Here is a 17683-nt window from a genome sequence, read left to right as displayed (position 1 = left end):
ACCGCGCCCGTGGCAGAAAATGATCACGGGTTGGCAGAAATTAACAAGTTTCGTCGCGTAGCCTGCCCGACAATGTCTCCCATCAAAGGCCCCGACCGAGGGCCGCGATCATCAAGGAGACAAAGCGATGAACATCAAGCCGCGAACAGCGCCGGCGGGGGCGGGCGCATGGAACTGACTACGGCATTTGCCAGCCGGCGCGTGTGCGTCAACGGCATCACCCTGAATGTGATCGACGAGGGACAGGGCGAGCCGGTGCTGCTGCTGCATGGCTTCCCCGACACGCACGCCATCTGGCGCCACCAGATCCCCGCGCTGGTCAAGGCCGGCTACCGCGTGATCGCGCCGGATTTGCGTGGCTGCGGCCAGAGTGATATCCCGCGCAGCAAGTGGTCGTACCGCCTCACGAACCTGGTGGCCGATGTCGCCGCCTTGCTGGATGCATTGGAGCTGCGCCAGGTGCGGCTGGTGGGGCACGACTGGGGCGCCGTGATCAGCTGGGCCTTCGTGCTGCGCCATCCCGAACGCGTGGCCTGCTACGTGGCCTTGTCCGTCGGCCATCCGACCTGCTACGCGCGCGCCGGCCTGCTGCAAAAGCTCAAGGGTTATTACACGCTGGTGTTCCAGTTGCCGTGGCTGCCCGAATGGCTGCTCAAGCTGGGCAACTTCAAGGGACTGGCCCTGCTGGGCGGCAGTCCGCAGGAAATGCCGCAATGGCGCAAGGCCTTGTCCGAGCCGGGCCGGCTGACGGCGGGCATCAACTACTACCGGGCCAATCCCGACCTGCTGTTGCCCGTCAACCGGGGCGACGCGCTGGTGCCCGTGTATGGCGTCTGGTCCACGGACGACCACTTCCTGGTGGAGAGCCAGATGACGCGCTCGCAGCGCTACTGCAAGCGCGGCTGGAGCTACACGCGGCTCGACAACGTGGGCCACTGGATGACGGTGGAAGCGCCCGAGGCGGTCAATGCCCTGTTGCTGTCCTATCTGGAACGCCACGTTCCTTCTTCAACCTATTAACATTCAAGCGAGTCACTCTATGCGCAACAGCGCTTTCATGGCCCGCTTCGGCGCGGCCCTGGGCCTGGTTTTCGTCGCCGTCTACCTGTGGCAGACGCCGGGCATCATCACCGGCAAGCTGGCCAAGCCGGAAATCGACACCTATCTGGCGGCGGCCGACAAGAACCTGGAGATGCCCGACCCGGCCCTCAAGCAGCGCGTGATGCAGCGCCTGCGGGCCTGGGCCGAGGCCGACGACGGCAAGCCGTTCTACATGCTCAACCTGATGCGCCACTTCCCCAAACTGGTCGAGCCGCAAGGCGCGGCGCCGCTGAACATGACGCCGCAGGCGGCCAACACCTATTACGAGGACCAGGCCTTCAAGCTGCTGCTGCCCAACGCGGGCAGCGCGCCCTACGGCAGCGATATCCGTTTCAAGGACGCGCTGATCCCGATCGGCACCGACGCTTCGTTCGACCACTGGTCGCGCATGCTGCTGGTGCGTTACCCGAACCGGCGCGCCTTCCTGCAACTGGTGTCCGACCCGCGCTACGCGCCGCTGGAGCCGTACAAGCTACGCGCGCTGGAAGTGCTGCTGGTGCCGACCGACGGCGACCTGGTGCTGCCCGACCTGCGCCTGGCCACCGGCGCCGTGCTGCTGTTGGCCTTCCTGGGCATGGGCTGGTATCGCAGTGCGCGCCAGTCCGCCGTTCGTCACGATGGGGGAAACTGAGTCATGAAAGCTGTCGTTTGCCAGAACGCTGAACTGTCCGTGCGCGAGCTGCCCGATCCCGTGCCGCAAGCGGGGCAGGTGCTGCTCAAGGTGCTGCGCTGCGGTATCTGCGGTTCGGACCTGCACATGCGCCACCATTGCGACCACATGGGCGCGCTGATGGCGCGCACCGGTTACCACCACTTTCCCACAGCCAGCCAGCCGCTGGTGATGGGGCACGAGTTTTGCGGCGAAGTGCTGGAGCAGGGCGCCGGCACCGCGCGCAAGCTCAAGACGGGCACGCGGGTGTGCGCCATGCCCGTCATGCGCAAGGGCAGCGAGATCGACATGATCGGCCTGTCCTCGCGCTCGCCCGGCGCCTACGCCGAGCGCATCGTGGTCGACGAGAGCATGCTGATGCCGATCCCGAACGGGCTGCCCAGCGACCAGGCGGCGCTGACGGAGCCGATGGCCGTGGCCCTGCATGCCGTCAACCGCAGCCAGGCCACGCGCAAGGACGTGGCCATCGTGGTCGGCTGCGGCCCGGTGGGGCTGGCCGTGGTGGCCATGCTCAAGGCGCGCGGCGTGGCCACCGTGGTGGCCAGTGATTTCTCGCCCAAGCGGCGCGAGCTGGCCCGCTTGTGCGGCGCCGATGTCGTCATCAATCCGGCCGAGAATTCGCCGTTCGAGCATCCAGAGCGATATGGATTCCTGGATGGCTTGTCCGGATTGCTGGAACTGGGCATGGGTACGCGCGAGAAGCTGGGCAAGTTGCCGCTGCCGTGGTGGCAGGTGTGGCGCCTGGCCGAAAAACTGGGCCTGCAGCCCAAGCGGCCCATCATCTTCGAATGCGTGGGCGTGCCCGGCATGCTGCAGCGCCTGATCGACGGCGCGCCGCTGCTGTCGCGCATTATGGTGGTCGGCTACTGCATGGAGCCGGACCGCATCGAGCCGGCCATGAGCAACAACAAGGAGATCGACCTGCGCTTCTGCATGGGCTACTCGCCGCTCGAATACCGCGACGCGCTGCACCTGATGGCCGAGGGTAAAGTGAAGTGCGCCCACCTGGTCACGGGCACCGTGGGGCTGGGCGGCGTGGCCTCGGCCTTCGATGCGCTGCGCGACCCCGAGCGCCACGCCAAGATCCTCATCGACCCCGCCAGCCTCGCGCAACAGCCGTAGGCATGGCCGGCCATGGCCCGGTGCTGCCCGAGCACCGGCCCTGGTAGCCGCCGGTACTGTACGGTTCTGGTCACAGCATGCCTTGCCATGGCCGCCAGCGGGAGTAAAATCGGTGTTCCGAGCGGCAGCCCGTCAGGGGAGGCAAAGGGGTCACATGCGGCACATGAGGCACATGACGATGAGACGTCGGCTACTGCTGTGCGCATGCGCCATGCTGGCGCTGCCCGTTCCTTACGCGGCCCCGCGCCAGCTCAATATCGTTTTTATTCCCAAGGCCCGCGACCAGGACTTCTGGACCTTCATGCGCCAGGGCGTGGAGCAAGCTGTCCGCGAGGCCGGCAACGTGTCGCTGACCTGGCGCGGGCCGGCTAACAACGATGACATCGATTCCCAGATCCAGATCCTGGGCGTGTACACGCGGCCCGGCGTAGACGCCATCATCATCGCGCCCACTGACCGCTTGCGGCTGGTGGAGCCGGTGCGCAAGGCGGCGGCGCTGGGCATCAAGGTCGTGGTGGTCGATTCCGGCCTGGCCGACAAATCCCCCGTCAATTTCATCAGCACCGACAACGTGGCCGCCGGCAGGCTGGCGGCCGAGCGACTGGCGGGGCAACTGAACGGCCCTGCCAGCGTGGCCGTGCTGCGCACGGTGGCGGGCAGCGCGTCCACCGACGAACGTGCCGAAGGCTTCCTGGCCTACCTGCGCAAGTTCGCGCCGCAGATCACCGTGGTGGCCGACGAATATGGCGGCGGCACGCGCGGCAAGGCTTACCACAAGGCGCTGGCGATGCTGGAGCAATGGCCCGAGGTGGACGGCGTCTTCGCCGTCAATGAATCGTCCAGCGACGGCATGCTACGGGCGCTGAGGCAATCCGGGCTGGCCGGGAAGAAGAAATTCGTCGGCTTCGACACTACCGACTTCCTGCTCGACGGGGTGCGCAAGGGCGACATCCAGTGCCTCATCATCCAGAACCCCCGCCAGATGGGTTACCTGGGCATGAAGGCCGCCGTCGCGGCGGCGCGGGGGGAGCATGCCCGCGAGCCGGCCATCTACACGCAAGCCGTGGCGGTGACGCTGGAGAACCTGGACCGCCCGGACATCCGCAATCTGCTGGTACCCTGATATACCGGCCGGCACGCCGTCATAGCGACTCGCGCACGTAGGGGAGTCCCACCTCGTCGTAGATTTCATAGATCACCGACAGCATGCTTTGCAGCTCGTCCGAGCGGTCCAGCTTGCGCACGCTGAACATCACGGGCGAGATGGCGTGGCGGTCCGCGATGTCGCGGTAGACCACGTCGTCGCGCCGCATCCCCTTCACACTCTCCGGCACCACCGCCACCCCCTGTCCCGACGCCACCAGGCCGATGGCGATCTGCAGTTCGCGCACCTCCAGGATCTTGTGCGGGGCGATGGAACGTTCCGTCAGCACGGCCAGCACCTGGTCGGCGAAGCTGGGGCGCGGCGCCTTGGGGTAGACGATCACGCATTCCATCTGCAGGTCCAGCAGCTTGACGGGGTCGGTGGAACTGGCCAGCGGATGGTTGGAGGGCAGGGCCACGATCAGCCGTTCCTCACGCAGCACGATGCGGCGGATGTTGGGGTCTTCGCTCTTGACGCGACCGAAGCCGACGTCGATCACGCCATCCTTCAGGGCCTGGATCTGCTGCATGGTGGTCAGTTCGTGGAAGGTCACCTCGACGTTCGTGTTGCGCTCGCGGAAGCGGCGCACGATCTGCGGCAGCAGGCCATACAGCGTTGAAGCGACGAAGCCGATCGACAGCGTACGCTCGATCTTGCCCACCCGCTGGGTCATGGTTTTCAGCTCGGCCGCCTTGGCCAGCAGTTCCTGCGCGTGCGCGTGGAAGAAGTGGCCGGCCTCCGTCAGGCGCAGCGGGCGCGAACCTTTTTCGATCAGTTCCACCCCCAGTTCCTCCTCCAGCAACTGGATCTGCCGGCTCAGGGGCGGCTGGGCGATGTGCAGCCGCTGGGCGGCACGGGTGAAGTTCTTCTCGTCCGCGACGGCGACGAAGTAGCGCAGGTGACGCAATTCCATATTATACCTTTTGAGTATGGAAACAATACTAACTCAGTGTTGGACGCCCGTGTTTGCGTGACATATCGTGTATCCATTGCGACCCATTATACAAATTAAATATGATCACGAACATCGAAGTCATCCTGGCAGAGGTCCCGACGATCCGTCCGCACCGTCTGTCCGTAGCGACCATGCACACCCAGACCCTGGTGCTGGTACGGGTGCGCTGCGCCGACGGGATCGAAGGCTGGGGCGAGGCGACCACCATCGGTGGCCTCAATTATGGCGAGGAGAGCCCGGACAGCATCAAGGCGAATATCGATGCCCACATCGCGCCGCTGCTGATCGGCATGGAGGCGAGCCAGGTGGCCAAGGCCATGGCAAAAATCCGCAAGGTCATCCAGGGCAACCGCTTCGCCAAGTGCGCCATCGAGACGGCGCTGCTGGACGCGCAGGCGCGCCGCCTGGGTGTGCCGCTGAGCGAACTGCTGGGCGGCCGGGTGCGCGACGCGCTGCCCGTGGCCTGGACCCTGGCCAGCGGCGACACGGCCAAGGACATCGCGGAGGCGGAAAAGATGCTGGAACTGCGCCGCCACAACATCTTCAAACTCAAGATCGGCAGCCGTCCGGTGGCCGACGACGTGGCCCACGTGCTGGCCATTAAAAAAGCGCTGGGCGACAGCGTCAGCGTGCGGGTGGACGTCAACCAGGCCTGGTCCGAACTGGACGCGGTGCGCGGCATCGCGGCGCTGGAGGCGGGCGGGGTCGACCTGATCGAGCAGCCGGTGCGGGCCGAACACATGGCCGCCATGGCCCGCCTGACGCAGCGCTTCGCCGTGGCCCTGATGGCCGACGAGGCCCTGCATGGCCCGCTCGATGCGCTGGCCTTCGCCCGCAACGAAGCGACCGACGTCTTCGCCGTCAAGATCACCCAGTCCGGCGGCCTGGTGCCGGCCGCGCAGGTGGCGACGGTGGCGCAACTGGCCGGCATCAGCTTGTATGGCGGCACGATGCTGGAAGGCGGCATCGGCACGGCCGCCTCGGCCCACCTGTTTTCCACCTTCGGCGAGCTGGCTTTCGGCACCGAGTTGTTCGGCCCCTTGCTGCTGACCGAGGAAGTGCTGCGCACGCCGTTGGTCTACAAGGACTTCATGCTGCAGGTGCCCACCGGCCCCGGCTTGGGCGTGGCGCCGGACATGGACAAGCTGCGCGACCTGCGCCGCCATTGATCACGCAGCATATCGAACCACGGACAAGAGGAGAGCACGATGTTATTCCACGTACGCATGAATGTGAACCTGCCGCCGGCCATGCCGCCGGCCCAGGCCGAAGAACTCAAGAAAACCGAGCGCGAACTGGCCCAGAGCCTGCAGCGCAGCGGCCAGTGGCGCCACCTGTGGCGCATCGCCGGCCAGTACGCCAACGTCAGCATCTTCGACGTGCCCAGCGTGGACGAACTGCATGCGCTGCTCACATCGCTGCCCTTGTTCCCGTACATGCAGATCGAGATCATGCCGCTGTGCCGCCACCCCTCGTCGGTGCGCGACGGCGACGCCTGAACTTCCACACCTGAACCCAACACCCCCCCACCTCAACTGAAGGAGACTAGCATGACCCATAACGACATCGATACCCTGGTTAAGGGCTGGATCTGCGACAAGGCCACCGGCCCCGTGAACCCGCGCGTGCAGCAGGTTGTGCTGCGCCTGGTGGGCGACCTGTGCAAAGCGATCGAAGACCTGGACATCCAGCCCAGCGAATTCTGGAAAGGCCTGGAATACATGAGCGAAGCAGGCGCCCGCAATGAACTGGGCCTGCTGGCGCCGGGCCTGGGCCTGGAGCGCTTCCTCGACATCCGCGCCGACGAAGCCGAAGCGAAAGCCGGCCTGACGGGCGGCACCCCGCGTACCATCGAAGGCCCGCTGTACGTGGCCGGCGCCCCCGAGAGCAAGGGCTACGCCCGCCTGGACGACGGCACCGAGAGCGACAACGCCGAAGTGTTGTTCATGCAGGGCACCGTGCGCGACCAGGACGGCAAGCCGCTGCCGGGCGCCAAGGTCGAAGTGTGGCACTGCAACCTGCTGGGCAACTACTCCTTCTTTGACAAGACGCAGTCGCACTTCAACCTGCGCCGCACCATCATCGCCGACGGCGAAGGCCGCTACCAGTTCCGCAGCATCCTGCCGGTCGGTTACTCGTGCCCGCCGGAAGGCACCACCCAGCGCCTGCTGGACCAGCTGGGCCGCCACGGCAACCGTCCCGCCCACATCCACTTCTTCGTCAGCGCCGACGGCCAGCGCAAGCTGACCACCCAGATCAACATCGAAGGCGACAAGTACCTGTGGGACGACTTCGCGTTCGCCAGCCGCGAAGGCCTGGTGCCATCGGTGCGCCACGTGACCGAGCCGGCCGCCATCGCCACCAAGGGCCTGCAGACGCCGTACGCCGAGATCGACTTCGACTTCCAGCTGTACGCTGAAACGCCGGTGGCCCCTGCCGCTGTGGTGGAGCGCGTGCGCGCCGCCGCCTGAGGGAGAGCGAGATCATGATCCCCATCCATCCCGCCGCCGCGCCCAGGCTGGACAGCCTGGACGGCTTCCTGGTCGAGGACAAGGAGCGCGGCGACTATCGCCTGCACCGCAGCGCCTTTACCGACCCGGCCCTGTTCGAACTGGAGATGAAGCACATCTTCGAAGGCAACTGGATCTACCTGGCCCATGAAAGCCAGATCCCGGAGAACAACGACTACTACAGCACCCATATCGGGCGCCAGCCGGTGTTCATCGCGCGCAACCGCCAGGGTGAGCTGAATGCCTTCATCAACGCCTGCACCCACCGCGGTGCGCAGTTGTGCCGCCACAAGCGCGGCAACAAGGCCACCTACACCTGCCCGTTTCACGGCTGGACCTTCAACAACAACGGCAAGCTGCTGAAGGTGAAGGACCCCGAGGATGCCGGTTATCCGGACTGCTTCAACAAGGAAGGTTCGCACGACCTGAAGAAGGTGGCGCGTTTCGAGAGCTACAAGGGCTTCCTGTTCGGCAGCCTCAATCCCGACGTGGCGCCGCTGGCTGAATTCCTGGGCGAGGCGGGCAAGATCATCGACATGATCGTCAACCAGTCGCCGGACGGGCTGGAAGTGCTGCGCGGCTCCTCGACCTACACCTTCGAGGGCAACTGGAAGCTGCAGGCCGAGAACGGGGCGGATGGGTATCACGTGTCGGCCGTGCACTGGAACTACGCGGCCACCACCAATCGCCGCAAGGATGAATCGGAGAAGCGTCCGGACAATATCCGCGCCATGGATGCGGGCAAGTGGGGCAAGCAGGGCGGCGGTTTCTACGCCTTCGAGCATGGTCACATGCTGCTGTGGACCCAGTGGGCCAATCCGCAGGACCGGCCCAACTTCCCGCGTCGCGAGGAATACGCGCAGCGCTTCGGCGGCGCCACGGCCGACTGGATGATAGGCCGTTCGCGCAACCTGTGCCTGTATCCGAACGTGTACCTGATGGACCAGTTCGGATCGCAGATCCGCCTGCTGCGCCCGATCTCGGTCGACAAGACGGAAGTGACGATCTACTGCATCGCGCCGAAAGGCGAATCGGACGAGGCCCGCGCCCGCCGCATCCGCCAGTACGAGGACTTCTTCAACGTCAGCGGCATGGCCACGCCGGACGACCTGGAAGAATTCCGCGCCTGCCAGCAGGGCTACATGGGCAGCGCGCTGGAATGGAACGACATGTGCCGTGGCAGCGAGCACTGGATAGAAGGCGCCGATGCGGCCGCCCGTGAAATTGGCCTGAAGCCGGTGATGAGCGGCCTGAAGACGGAGGACGAGGGCCTGTACACGATCCAGCACCGCTACTGGCTGGAAGTGATGCAGCGCGCCGTGCGCAGCGAAGGGGAGCAGGCATGAACGCGATTTCCATCACCGATATCTGCGCTTTCCTGTACCGCGAAAGCCGCCTGCTGGACGACCAGCAGTGGGATGAGTGGCTGGCGTGCTACCACCCGGAGGTCCAGTACTGGATGCCGTCGTGGGACGACGACGGGGAGTTGATCAGCAATCCGCAGCGCGAGATTTCGCTGATCTACTACCCGACCCGCCAGGGCCTGGAAGACCGCGTGTTCCGCATCAAGACCGAACGTTCGAGCGCCACCATTCCGGATACGCGCACCAGCCACAACATCTCCAACGTGGAGATCGAGCGGCAGGACGGCGCGCGGGTCACGGTGCGCTTCAACTGGCATACGCTGAGCCACCGCTACCAGACCGACTTCAGCCACTTCGGCATGATGCGTTACGAGATCGACTTCTCCGGCCCGCAGCCGCTGATCACGAACAAGTACGTGGTGCTGAAGAACGACTACATCCACCAGGTGATCGACATCTATCACCTGTAGGACGCAAGACCGCCGCAACCGCCATACCGCAACAGAAACTGGGAGACAGACGATGAGCTACCGCATCGCACTGCAATTCGAAGACGGGGTGACCCGCTTCATTTCTTGCAACGACAATGAAAAGCTGGCCGACGCCGCATACCGCCAGAAGGTCAACATTCCGCTCGATTGCCGCGATGGCGCGTGCGGCACCTGCCGCGGCTTGTGCGAGTCGGGCAGCTACGACATGCCCGAGTCGAGCTACATCGAGGACGCGCTGACGCCGGAGGAAGCGGCCCAGCGCCACGTGCTGGCCTGCCAGATGAAGCCGACCTCGGACTGCGTGGTGCGCATCCCCGCCACCTCGGCGGCCTGCAAGACGGGCGTGTCCCGTTACGACGGCAGCCTGGCGCAGGTCAAGCGCCTGTCGGAGACGACGCTGGGCTTTTCGATCGAACTGGAGGAGGGCGCCGACGTGGGCTTCCTGTCCGGCCAGTACGTGAACGTCGAAGTGCCGGGCACCTCGCTCACGCGCTCCTATTCGTTCAGCTCCGCGCCCGGATCGCGCCGTTACGACTTCGTGGTGCGCAACGTGCCGCAGGGCCGCATGAGCACCTTCCTGGCGCACGATGCGCAGGTCGGCCAGCCGATCTCGTTCTCCGGCCCCTACGGCAGCTTCTACCTGCGCGAAGTGAAGCGCCCGTTGCTGCTGCTGGCCGGCGGCACGGGCATCGCGCCGTTCCTGTCGATGTTGCAGGTATTGGCGGCCAGCGGCTTCCGCCAGCCGGTGCGCATGGTGTTCGGTGTCACCAACGACGTGGACCTGGTCGCGCTCGACCACCTGGAACGCATCGCGGCCAGCCACCCGCAGTTCAGCTACCGCACGGTGGTGGCGTCGGTCGATAGTCCCCATCCGCGCAAGGGCTATGTGACCCAACACGTCGATCCGGCATGGCTGAACGGTGGCGACGTCGATCTGTACCTTTGCGGCCCGGTGCCGATGGTGGACGCGGTGCGGCGCTGGCTGGCCGAATGCGGCGTGACCCCGGCTAATTTCTATTTCGAGAAGTTCTCGGCCAGCAGCGAGGTGGCAGCATGAGCGCGCGACGTTTTGAAGGACAGGTGGTCATCGTCACGGGCGCGGCCCAGGGCATAGGCCGGGGTGTGGCGCTGGCGCTGGCGCAGGAGGGCGCGCAGCTGGTGCTGGCCGACCGCTCGCAGTTGGTGGAAGAAGTGGCGGCCGAAGTGCAGGCGCTGGGCGCGCTGGCGCTGGTGTCCAGGGTGGACCTGGAGACTTGGGCCGGCGCCGAACAGTTGGTGGCGGCGTCGCTGGCCGCCTACGGCCGGGTCGATGTGCTGATCAACAATGTGGGCGGCACCATCTGGGCCCAGCCCTACCAGGAATACACGCCCGAGCAGATCGAGGCCGAGGTGCGGCGTTCGCTGTTCCCGACGCTGTGGTGCTGCCGCGCCGTGCTGCCGGACATGGTGGCGCGCAAGCAGGGCGTGATCGTCAACGTCTCTTCGATCGCCACCCGCAGCATCTACCGCATTCCGTATGCGGCATCCAAGGGCGGCGTCAACGCCATGACGGCCAGCCTGGCGATGGAACACGCGCAGGATGGCATCCGCGTCAACGCGGTGGCCACCGGCGGCACTGAGGCGCCGCCGCGCCGCATCCCGCGCAACGAGAAGCCGCTCAGCGCGCAGGAGCAGGAGTGGTACCAGGGCATCGTGGACCAGACCGTGGCCAGCAGCCTGATGCACCGCTACGGCACCATCGATGAGCAAGTGCGCGCCATCCTGTTCCTCGCGTCGAGCGAAGCGTCCTACATCACCGGCACCGTGCTGCCGGTCGGTGGCGGCGACCAGGGTTAATCCATCTTTTTGCAGCAGGAGCCAGTTCATGCCAGTCGTTCGTACCACCGACACCGAGATCCATTTTGAAACAGAGGGCGATCCCCGCTTGCCGGCGCTGATGTTCTCCAACTCGCTCGGCACGGACTGGCGCATGTGGCAGCTACAGGTCAACAGCCTGCGCGGCCAGTTCCGCATGATCCGTTACGACACGCGCGGCCATGGCCGGTCCGCCGCGCCGCCCGGGCCGTACAGCCTGGCGCAGCTGGGGCAGGATGCGCTGGCGGTGCTCGACCATCTCGACATCGAACGCGCCCATTTCTGCGGCATCTCGATGGGTGGCGCCACGGCGCAGTGGCTGGGCATCCACGCGCGGCAGCGGCTGCGCAAGCTGGTGATCGCCAATTCGGCGGCCCGCATCGGCACCGAGGCCGGCTGGCGCGAGCGTGCCGCGCTGGCGCGCAGGGAAGGGCTGGACGGCATCGCCGCCGGCGCGCCGGGGCGCTGGTTCACGCCGGACTTTGCCACGCAGGACCCGTTGACGGTGACGGCGCTGGCCGAAACGCTGCGCGCCGGCAGTGCGGAAGGCTACGCGGCCTGCTGCGAAGCGCTGGCCTTGGCCGACCTGCGCGCGCAGTTGGGGGAAATCCGCGTGCCCACGCTGATCATCGCCGGGGCGGCCGATCCGGTGACGACGGTGGCCGATGCGCAGGCCATGCGCGAGGCTATCCCGGACGCGCGGCTGGTGACGCTGGCGGCGTCGCATATTTCGAACATCGAGGCGGCACCGGCGTTCAGCGAGGCCTTGTCGCGCTTCCTGGCCGCCTGAAACAGCAGGGCAACAGACAAGCGGCGGCACAAGCCGCCGTGAACGGACCGCCACCCATAACCGGCGGCCAACCATAACGACAGCAGGAGACACCGATGCATCCAAACGCCCAGCGCAGGCAGGAGCCGTTGCGCCCCGACGAGATACCGGAACCATCCAATGACCGCGCGGTTGGCGCGCGCAGGTCCGGGTGGTTCGCTGACTGGTCCATCTCCGCCGTCGCCGCCGGCTTTCTGGCCGTGCTGGTGTCGCTTGCCGGCCCGCTGACCATCTTCTACCAGGCCGCCCAGGCCGCGCACCTGTCGAATGAAATGTTCGCCTCGTGGGTGTGGGGCATCGCCATCGGCGCGGCCGTGTCGGGCATTTTGCTGAGCTGGGTGATGAAGGCGCCCGTCATCACGGCCTGGTCGGCGCCCGGCACGGCGCTGCTGATCCCGCTGTTCCCCGGCCTGTCCATCCACGAGGCGGTGGGCGCCTACATCACCGCCGCCGTGCTGTTGCTGATCATCGGCCTGTCGGGTGGCTTCAACCGGCTGATGGCGCACATCCCCAAGGGCATCGCCAGCGGCATGATGGCGGGCATCCTGCTGCCGTTCGGCCTGAATGCGTTCAAAGGCAGTAGCACGCTGCCGCTGCTCACCGGCGGCATGATCGTGTCCTTCCTCGTCTACAAGCGCCTGTTCCCCCGTTACTGCGTGGTGCTGCTGCTCGTCACGGGCGCCGCCATCGCGGGCCTGACGGGGCAGACCCATTTTTCCGGCGTGCGTTTCGAGCTGGTCACGCCGCAGTTCATCGCGCCGTCGTGGTCGTGGACCAGCACCTTCAGCCTGGCCTTGCCGCTGGTGCTGACGACGCTGACCGGCCAGTACCTGCCCGGCATGGCCATCCTGCGCTCCAGCGGCTATGACAGCCCGGTGCGTTCCATCATCGTCGTCAACAGCCTGGCTTCGCTGGCGACGGCGCTGGTGGGCGGCATCACCATCGCCATCGCCGCCATCACGGCCGCCATGTGCACGGGCCGCGACGCGCACGAAGACCCGGCCAAACGCTACATCGCCGGCATCTCGAACGGCTTGTTCTACCTGCTGGCCGGCGCCTGCGGCGGCTCGGTCGTGATGCTGTTCGGCGCCTTGCCCCATGAACTGATCGTCACGCTGGCCGGGCTGGCCCTGCTGGGGCCGGTCACGGTCAACCTGGTCCATATCGCCTCCGCGCCGGAACGCGATGCCGCCGTGCTGACCTTCCTGGCCACGGCTTCCGGCATGACCTTCCTCGGCCTGGGCTCGGCGTTCTGGGGCATCCTGATCGGCGTCATTGCGCACCGCCTGTTGCGGGCCGACCCGCCGCCGGTTGCCGCCGCGCCGAAGTAAGCCAACGCAGTCAGCCAAACCAGCAAGTCCAAATCGCGTGACCCATGCCCCGGCGGCGTGGGCCACCCTGTTCGATCGTCTTTTTCACCGCAGTACCCACACACCTACAACACAAGGGAGGCAGCTATCATGCAGCAAATCGATGTCCACAAACTTGCCGACGGGGCGCGCTTCAACCGCTTCCATGCCGGCGTGCTGGCGTGGTGCGCCATCATCATTATCTGCGACGGTTACGACCTGGCCGTCGCCGGTATCGCGCTGCCGTCGATCATGAAGGCGATGGGCGTGACGGCCCAGAACGCGGGCTTCATGGTCAGTTCGGCCCTGTTCGGCATGATGTTCGGCGCCATCTTCCTCGGCACCGTCGCCGACCGCATCGGCCGCCGCCACGCCATCGCCATCTGCCTGGCCCTGTTCAGCGTGTTCACGGCGGCAGCGGGGTTGACGCAGGACCCTTACGTGTTCAGTGCCATGCGCTTCCTGGCCGGCCTGGGCATCGGCGGCGTCATGCCGAATGTGGTGGCGCAGATGACGGAATACTCGCCGCGCAAAATCCGCGCCACCATGGTCACGCTGATGTTCAGCGGCTATGCGGTGGGCGGCATGCTGGCGGCCTTGCTGGGCAAGGGACTGATCGAGTCTTACGGCTGGTCGTCCGTGTTCCTGGCCGCCGGCGCGCCGGTGGTGCTGATCCCGTTCATCCTGAAAGGCTTGCCGGAATCGATGCCGTTCCTGATCCGTCACCAGCGCACGGGAGAGCTCAAGCAGATCCTCACGCGCATCGCGCCGGGCTACCTGCCGGGCGAGCGTGACCAGTTCGTGGTGGCGGCGCACGACAAGATCGAGGGCGCCCCGATCCGCAAGCTGTTCCAGGATGGCCGCGGCTTCAGCACCGTCATGTTCTGGGTGGCTTTCTTCATGTGCCTGTTCATGGTGTATGCGCTCAGTTCCTGGCTGACCAAGCTGATGGCCAATGCCGGCTACAGCCTCGGTTCCGCGCTGACCTTCGTGCTGGTGCTGAACTTCGGCGCCGTGATCGGCGCCATCGGCGGCGGCTGGCTGGCCGACCGTTTCCACATCAAGTACGTCCTGGTGGGCATGTACGCGCTGGCCGCCGTGTCGATCACGCTGCTGGGCTTCAAGGTGCCCACGGCTGCCTTGTTCGTGCTGGTCGGCCTGGCCGGCGCCTCCACCATCGGCACCCAGATCGTCACCTATGCCTATGCGGGCCAGTTCTATCCGACGGCGGTCCGTTCCACCGGCATCGGCTGGGCCTCCGGTGTGGGCCGCAGCGGCGCGATCATCGCACCGATCGCCATCGGCACGCTGGTCGGCCTGGCGCTGCCGCTGGAACAGAACTTCATGGCCATTTCCATCCCGGCCGTGATCGCGACGATCGCCGTGTCGCTGATCCGGCATGGCCGCTCGGCGTCGGCCATCAAGGAAGTACGCGAGGGCGAGGGCGGCTTGCGCACCGCCGCTGCCTGAGGAACAGCGGAGCAGCGGCGGTGACGGTGTCCCGGCTTACTTGTAGAAGCCGGAACCGACCACGTAGTCGTCGCTGCGCTCGACATAGGACTTCTTCTTCTGCAGCTGCTTGGTGGCCGGGTTGACCCATTTGTATTCGACCCAGCCGCTGCCGGATGCCTTGGCGATGCGCACCATGTCGCTGCTGAAGGCGACGCCGTCGGTGTCGCGCAGCTCGGACAGGTCCTTGCCGACGATGCGTGGATTGGACGGATTGCACACCATTTTGGCGTGCATGTCCTGGATGAAGACATAGGATTCGCCGGCCATGTAGCCCTTGGCCGGGTCGCCGAAATCGGCGCAGGCCTGCTGCAGACCGCTGGCCTTCAGGTGGCCGATGGCCTTCTTGACCAGTTGCTGGACGCTGTCTTCCGGCGTCGCCAGCGCCGCCGGGGCGATGGTGGTGGCGGCTGCCGCCAGCGTTGCGAGGGTCAGCAGTTTTTGTATCGTCATGGTGTATCTCCTCTGAGGTTGCCGTGCTTGGAACTGAGTGTGATCCGCATGGCCGCGCGCCATGCGGCGGGCGGTGCGGGCGGGGGATGTGCACTGTCTTGAAAGTGGTTGTGCCCGCCCATAGTAGCGAATCAATGTGCGATTAACAACCCATTGGGCGGTTATCGCACACCATAATAACCAAGGAGCAAAGCATGAAAAACACGATCCGTTGCGCACTCGCGCTGTTGGCTGCAACCACCGCGAGCGGCGCCATGGCGCAAAGTACCGTCACCGTCTACGGCCTGCTGGACACGGGCCTGGCCCACATGACCAACACCAACGCTGCAGGCGACGCGGTGACCAAGATGCCCTCGCTGACGGGCTCTTTCCCGTCGCGGCTGGGTTTCCGTGGCGCCGAGGATCTGGGCGATGGCCTGCAGGCCGTGTTCACGCTGGAATCTGGCCTGGCGATGGACACCGGCAGCATGGGGCAGGGCAACCGCCTGTTCGGACGCCAGGCGTCGGTGGGCCTGAAGGGGCGTTACGGCACGCTGACGCTGGGCCGCCAGATCAATATGACCTACATTGCCTTGACCAAGTCGGACGTGCTGGGACCAAACCTGTTCTCGATTAACAGCATCGACCCGTACCTGCCCAATGCGCGCAGTGATAACGCGATCGGCTACCTGGGCTACTTCAACGATGTGGTGGTGGGCGCCACCTACAGCACGGGGCGCGATGGCTCGGCCGCCGGCGGTCCGTCCGCCACCAACTGCCCCGGTGAAGTGCCCGGCAACGCCAAAGCCTGCCGCCAGATCACGGGCCTGCTCGGCTACGAGACCAAGGCATACGGTCTCAATGCTTCCTACGACATCATGTACGGCAACGTGGGCGCGGCCAATGGCCTGACCAGCAGCGACAACAGCGACCGCCGCGTGACCGTGAACGGCTACTTCATGGCCGGCGCGGCCAAGCTGGCGGGCGGTGTGGTGGAACGCACCACGCACGCGGCCACCGGGCTGACGGAATCGGATCTGTACTACTTCGGCGTCAGCTATCCGGTGGCACCGCAGGCCACGCTCGACGCGCAGGTGGCCAAACGCGACGTGAAGCACAGTGATGCCGATGCGACGATGCTGGTGGCGCGTTTGAGCTACTACCTGTCCAAGCGCACGGCGGTCTATGGCAGCGTGGGGCACATGAAGAACAGCGGCCTGTCGGCCATCGCGCTCGATGCGGGCGGTACGGTGGGTGTGGGCCGGTCGCAGAACGGCGTGATGGCGGGCTTGCGGCACACGTTCTGAGCGGCCAGGGCCAGTAACTCGTCGTTCCCGCCAACGCGGGAACCCATGCTGAGCGTCTAAGTACGTTGGCTATAGGTTCCCGCCTGCGCGGGAACGACGTATCCGCTAAGGCAGCAGAATGGCCAGCTCCTGCGCCCCGCGTTGCAGCACCGGCAGGAATTCCTGCTCCAGTTGCTGGACGCTGACGCGGGCCGCTTGCGCGCCCACGTTCAGCGCCGCCAGCACCTTGCCGGACGCGCCGCGCACGGGCACGGCGATCGAGCGCAGACCCAGTTCCAGTTCCTCGTCATTGACGGCGTAGCCAGCCTGGCGCACGCCGGCCAGCACTTCGCGCAGCCGCTTGACGGAGGTGACGGTGTGCTCCGTCATGGGCCGCAGCTTGGTGCGCGCCAGGTACTGGTCCAGTTCATCGGGCGGCAAATGGGCCAGCAGCACGCGGCCCAGCGAGGTGCAGTAGGCCGGCAGCCGGCTGCCCGTGTTGAGCGCCACCGACATCACGCGCGACGTGGCGGCGCGCGCCACGTACAGCACCTCGTCGTCGTCCAGCACGGCCAGCGAGCTCGATTCGTTGAGGGTGCGGCTGATGTTGTTCAGGTAGGGCTGGGCCGACACCGTGAGCGGCGTGGACGACAGATACGAATAGCCAAGCGTGAGTACCTTGGGCCGCAGCGAGAAGTTGTTCAGCTCCGCGTCGACATAACCGAGCTGGCGCAGCGTGTGCAGGCAGCGCCGCACGGCCGCGCGGGGAATGCCCGTCTTCTGGCTGATGTTGGCAATGGTCTGCGGCTTGCGCGAATCACTGAAGGCCTGCACCACCGCCAGGCCACGCGCCAGCGAGGTCATGAAACTGGGATCGGTGAGGGCGTCGATCTGCTCGGAGATGGTCGGTTCGCGCTCCGGCGCCGGGTCGGCGACGGGCGGTTGGATGGCTTTGGTGGTCTTGGACATGGCGTGATTTTAATGCAGCCGCCGGAATCGATAGTTGTTTTTTTCTTGACCGCGACGGTTCACCCTCATTACACTGAGTGTGCGGTTATCAATCATTA

Annotated in this window: 18 protein-coding genes; 15 read left to right on the top strand and 3 right to left on the bottom strand. The window is 65.9% G+C overall.

The genetic code is table 11. The features are described 5' to 3' along the window. The first annotated feature begins 168 nt into the window (after positions 1-168). From H3H37_RS19965 to H3H37_RS19950, 4 genes are all read left to right on the top strand, one after another. Positions 169-1020, top strand: coding sequence for an alpha/beta fold hydrolase (locus H3H37_RS19965; protein WP_182165792.1), 852 nt, complete (start codon positions 169-171; stop codon positions 1018-1020). A 19-nt stretch (positions 1021-1039) separates the two neighbouring features. Next, positions 1040-1732 (top strand): hypothetical protein, encoded by a 693-nt coding sequence (locus H3H37_RS19960; RefSeq protein WP_182165790.1) that lies wholly within the window; start codon positions 1040-1042, stop codon positions 1730-1732. A gap of 3 nt (positions 1733-1735) precedes the next feature. After that, positions 1736-2893 (top strand): zinc-binding dehydrogenase, encoded by a 1158-nt coding sequence (locus tag H3H37_RS19955; protein WP_182165788.1) that lies wholly within the window; start codon positions 1736-1738, stop codon positions 2891-2893. Between the two features lie 178 nt (positions 2894-3071). Continuing rightward, the gene (locus tag H3H37_RS19950) at positions 3072-4016 is read left to right on the top strand and encodes an ABC transporter substrate-binding protein (protein ID WP_182165786.1); all 945 of its coding nucleotides are present in this window, start codon (positions 3072-3074) and stop codon (positions 4014-4016) included. A 19-nt stretch (positions 4017-4035) separates the two neighbouring features. Here the strand turns inward: H3H37_RS19950 and H3H37_RS19945 are convergent, their stop codons facing one another. Beyond that, on the bottom strand, positions 4036-4950 hold the full coding sequence (locus H3H37_RS19945; RefSeq protein WP_182165785.1) for a LysR family transcriptional regulator: 915 nt from the start codon (positions 4948-4950) through the stop codon (positions 4036-4038). Between the two features lie 101 nt (positions 4951-5051). Here H3H37_RS19945 and H3H37_RS19940 point away from each other — a divergent pair, with 101 nt between their 5' ends. From H3H37_RS19940 to H3H37_RS19895, 10 genes are all read left to right on the top strand, one after another. Next, positions 5052-6161, top strand: a complete 1110-nt coding sequence (locus H3H37_RS19940) for a muconate/chloromuconate family cycloisomerase (protein WP_182165784.1) — start codon at positions 5052-5054, stop codon at positions 6159-6161. 39 nt (positions 6162-6200) lie between these two features. Next, positions 6201-6491 carry a muconolactone Delta-isomerase gene (gene catC / locus H3H37_RS19935; protein ID WP_182165782.1) on the top strand — a complete coding sequence of 97 codons (291 nt, stop codon included), beginning with the start codon at positions 6201-6203 and terminating at the stop codon, positions 6489-6491. A gap of 51 nt (positions 6492-6542) precedes the next feature. Then, entirely contained in the window at positions 6543-7463 is a 921-nt protein-coding gene (catA, locus tag H3H37_RS19930; RefSeq protein ID WP_182165780.1) for a catechol 1,2-dioxygenase, read from the top strand. A 14-nt stretch (positions 7464-7477) separates the two neighbouring features. Continuing rightward, positions 7478-8848, top strand: coding sequence for a benzoate 1,2-dioxygenase large subunit (gene benA / locus H3H37_RS19925; protein WP_182165778.1), 1371 nt, complete (start codon positions 7478-7480; stop codon positions 8846-8848). Continuing rightward, positions 8845-9336, top strand: a complete 492-nt coding sequence (gene benB / locus H3H37_RS19920) for a benzoate 1,2-dioxygenase small subunit (RefSeq protein WP_182165776.1) — start codon at positions 8845-8847, stop codon at positions 9334-9336. The genes benA and benB overlap by 4 nt, the downstream gene beginning before the upstream one ends. 52 nt (positions 9337-9388) lie before the next feature. After that, positions 9389-10414 carry a benzoate 1,2-dioxygenase electron transfer component BenC gene (gene benC / locus H3H37_RS19915; protein WP_182165774.1) on the top strand — a complete coding sequence of 342 codons (1026 nt, stop codon included), beginning with the start codon at positions 9389-9391 and terminating at the stop codon, positions 10412-10414. Beyond that, entirely contained in the window at positions 10411-11193 is a 783-nt protein-coding gene (gene benD, locus H3H37_RS19910; protein ID WP_182165772.1) for a benzoate diol dehydrogenase BenD, read from the top strand. The genes benC and benD overlap by 4 nt, the downstream gene beginning before the upstream one ends. Before the next feature lie 28 nt (positions 11194-11221). Next, a complete protein-coding gene (gene pcaD / locus H3H37_RS19905) occupies positions 11222-12001 on the top strand; it encodes a 3-oxoadipate enol-lactonase (protein ID WP_182165770.1) in 780 nt (259 codons plus the stop codon). Between the two features lie 95 nt (positions 12002-12096). Then, positions 12097-13371 (top strand): benzoate/H(+) symporter BenE family transporter, encoded by a 1275-nt coding sequence (locus H3H37_RS19900; protein WP_182165769.1) that lies wholly within the window; start codon positions 12097-12099, stop codon positions 13369-13371. A gap of 129 nt (positions 13372-13500) precedes the next feature. Further along, entirely contained in the window at positions 13501-14859 is a 1359-nt protein-coding gene (locus tag H3H37_RS19895; protein ID WP_182165767.1) for an MFS transporter, read from the top strand. A gap of 36 nt (positions 14860-14895) precedes the next feature. Here H3H37_RS19895 and H3H37_RS19890 read toward each other — a convergent pair whose 3' ends face one another. After that, positions 14896-15414 (bottom strand): cache domain-containing protein, encoded by a 519-nt coding sequence (locus H3H37_RS19890; protein WP_182165765.1) that lies wholly within the window; start codon positions 15412-15414, stop codon positions 14896-14898. Positions 15415-15545: 131 nt separating this feature from the next. On the opposite strand from H3H37_RS19890, the gene H3H37_RS19885 reads away from it, so the two are divergent. Continuing rightward, on the top strand, positions 15546-16637 hold the full coding sequence (locus tag H3H37_RS19885; protein WP_182165763.1) for a porin: 1092 nt from the start codon (positions 15546-15548) through the stop codon (positions 16635-16637). 105 nt (positions 16638-16742) lie between these two features. Here the strand turns inward: H3H37_RS19885 and H3H37_RS19880 are convergent, their stop codons facing one another. Further along, positions 16743-17585 (bottom strand): IclR family transcriptional regulator domain-containing protein, encoded by an 843-nt coding sequence (locus tag H3H37_RS19880; protein ID WP_182165761.1) that lies wholly within the window; start codon positions 17583-17585, stop codon positions 16743-16745. Between the last annotated feature and the right edge of the window lie 98 nt (positions 17586-17683).

The sequence above is a fragment of the Rugamonas brunnea genome, assembly GCF_014042345.1.
Classification (GTDB): Bacteria; Pseudomonadota; Gammaproteobacteria; order Burkholderiales; family Burkholderiaceae_D; genus Rugamonas; species Rugamonas brunnea.
The sequence above is the reverse complement of the archived record's forward strand: the minus strand, read 5'-3'. Positions and strand labels throughout refer to the sequence as shown.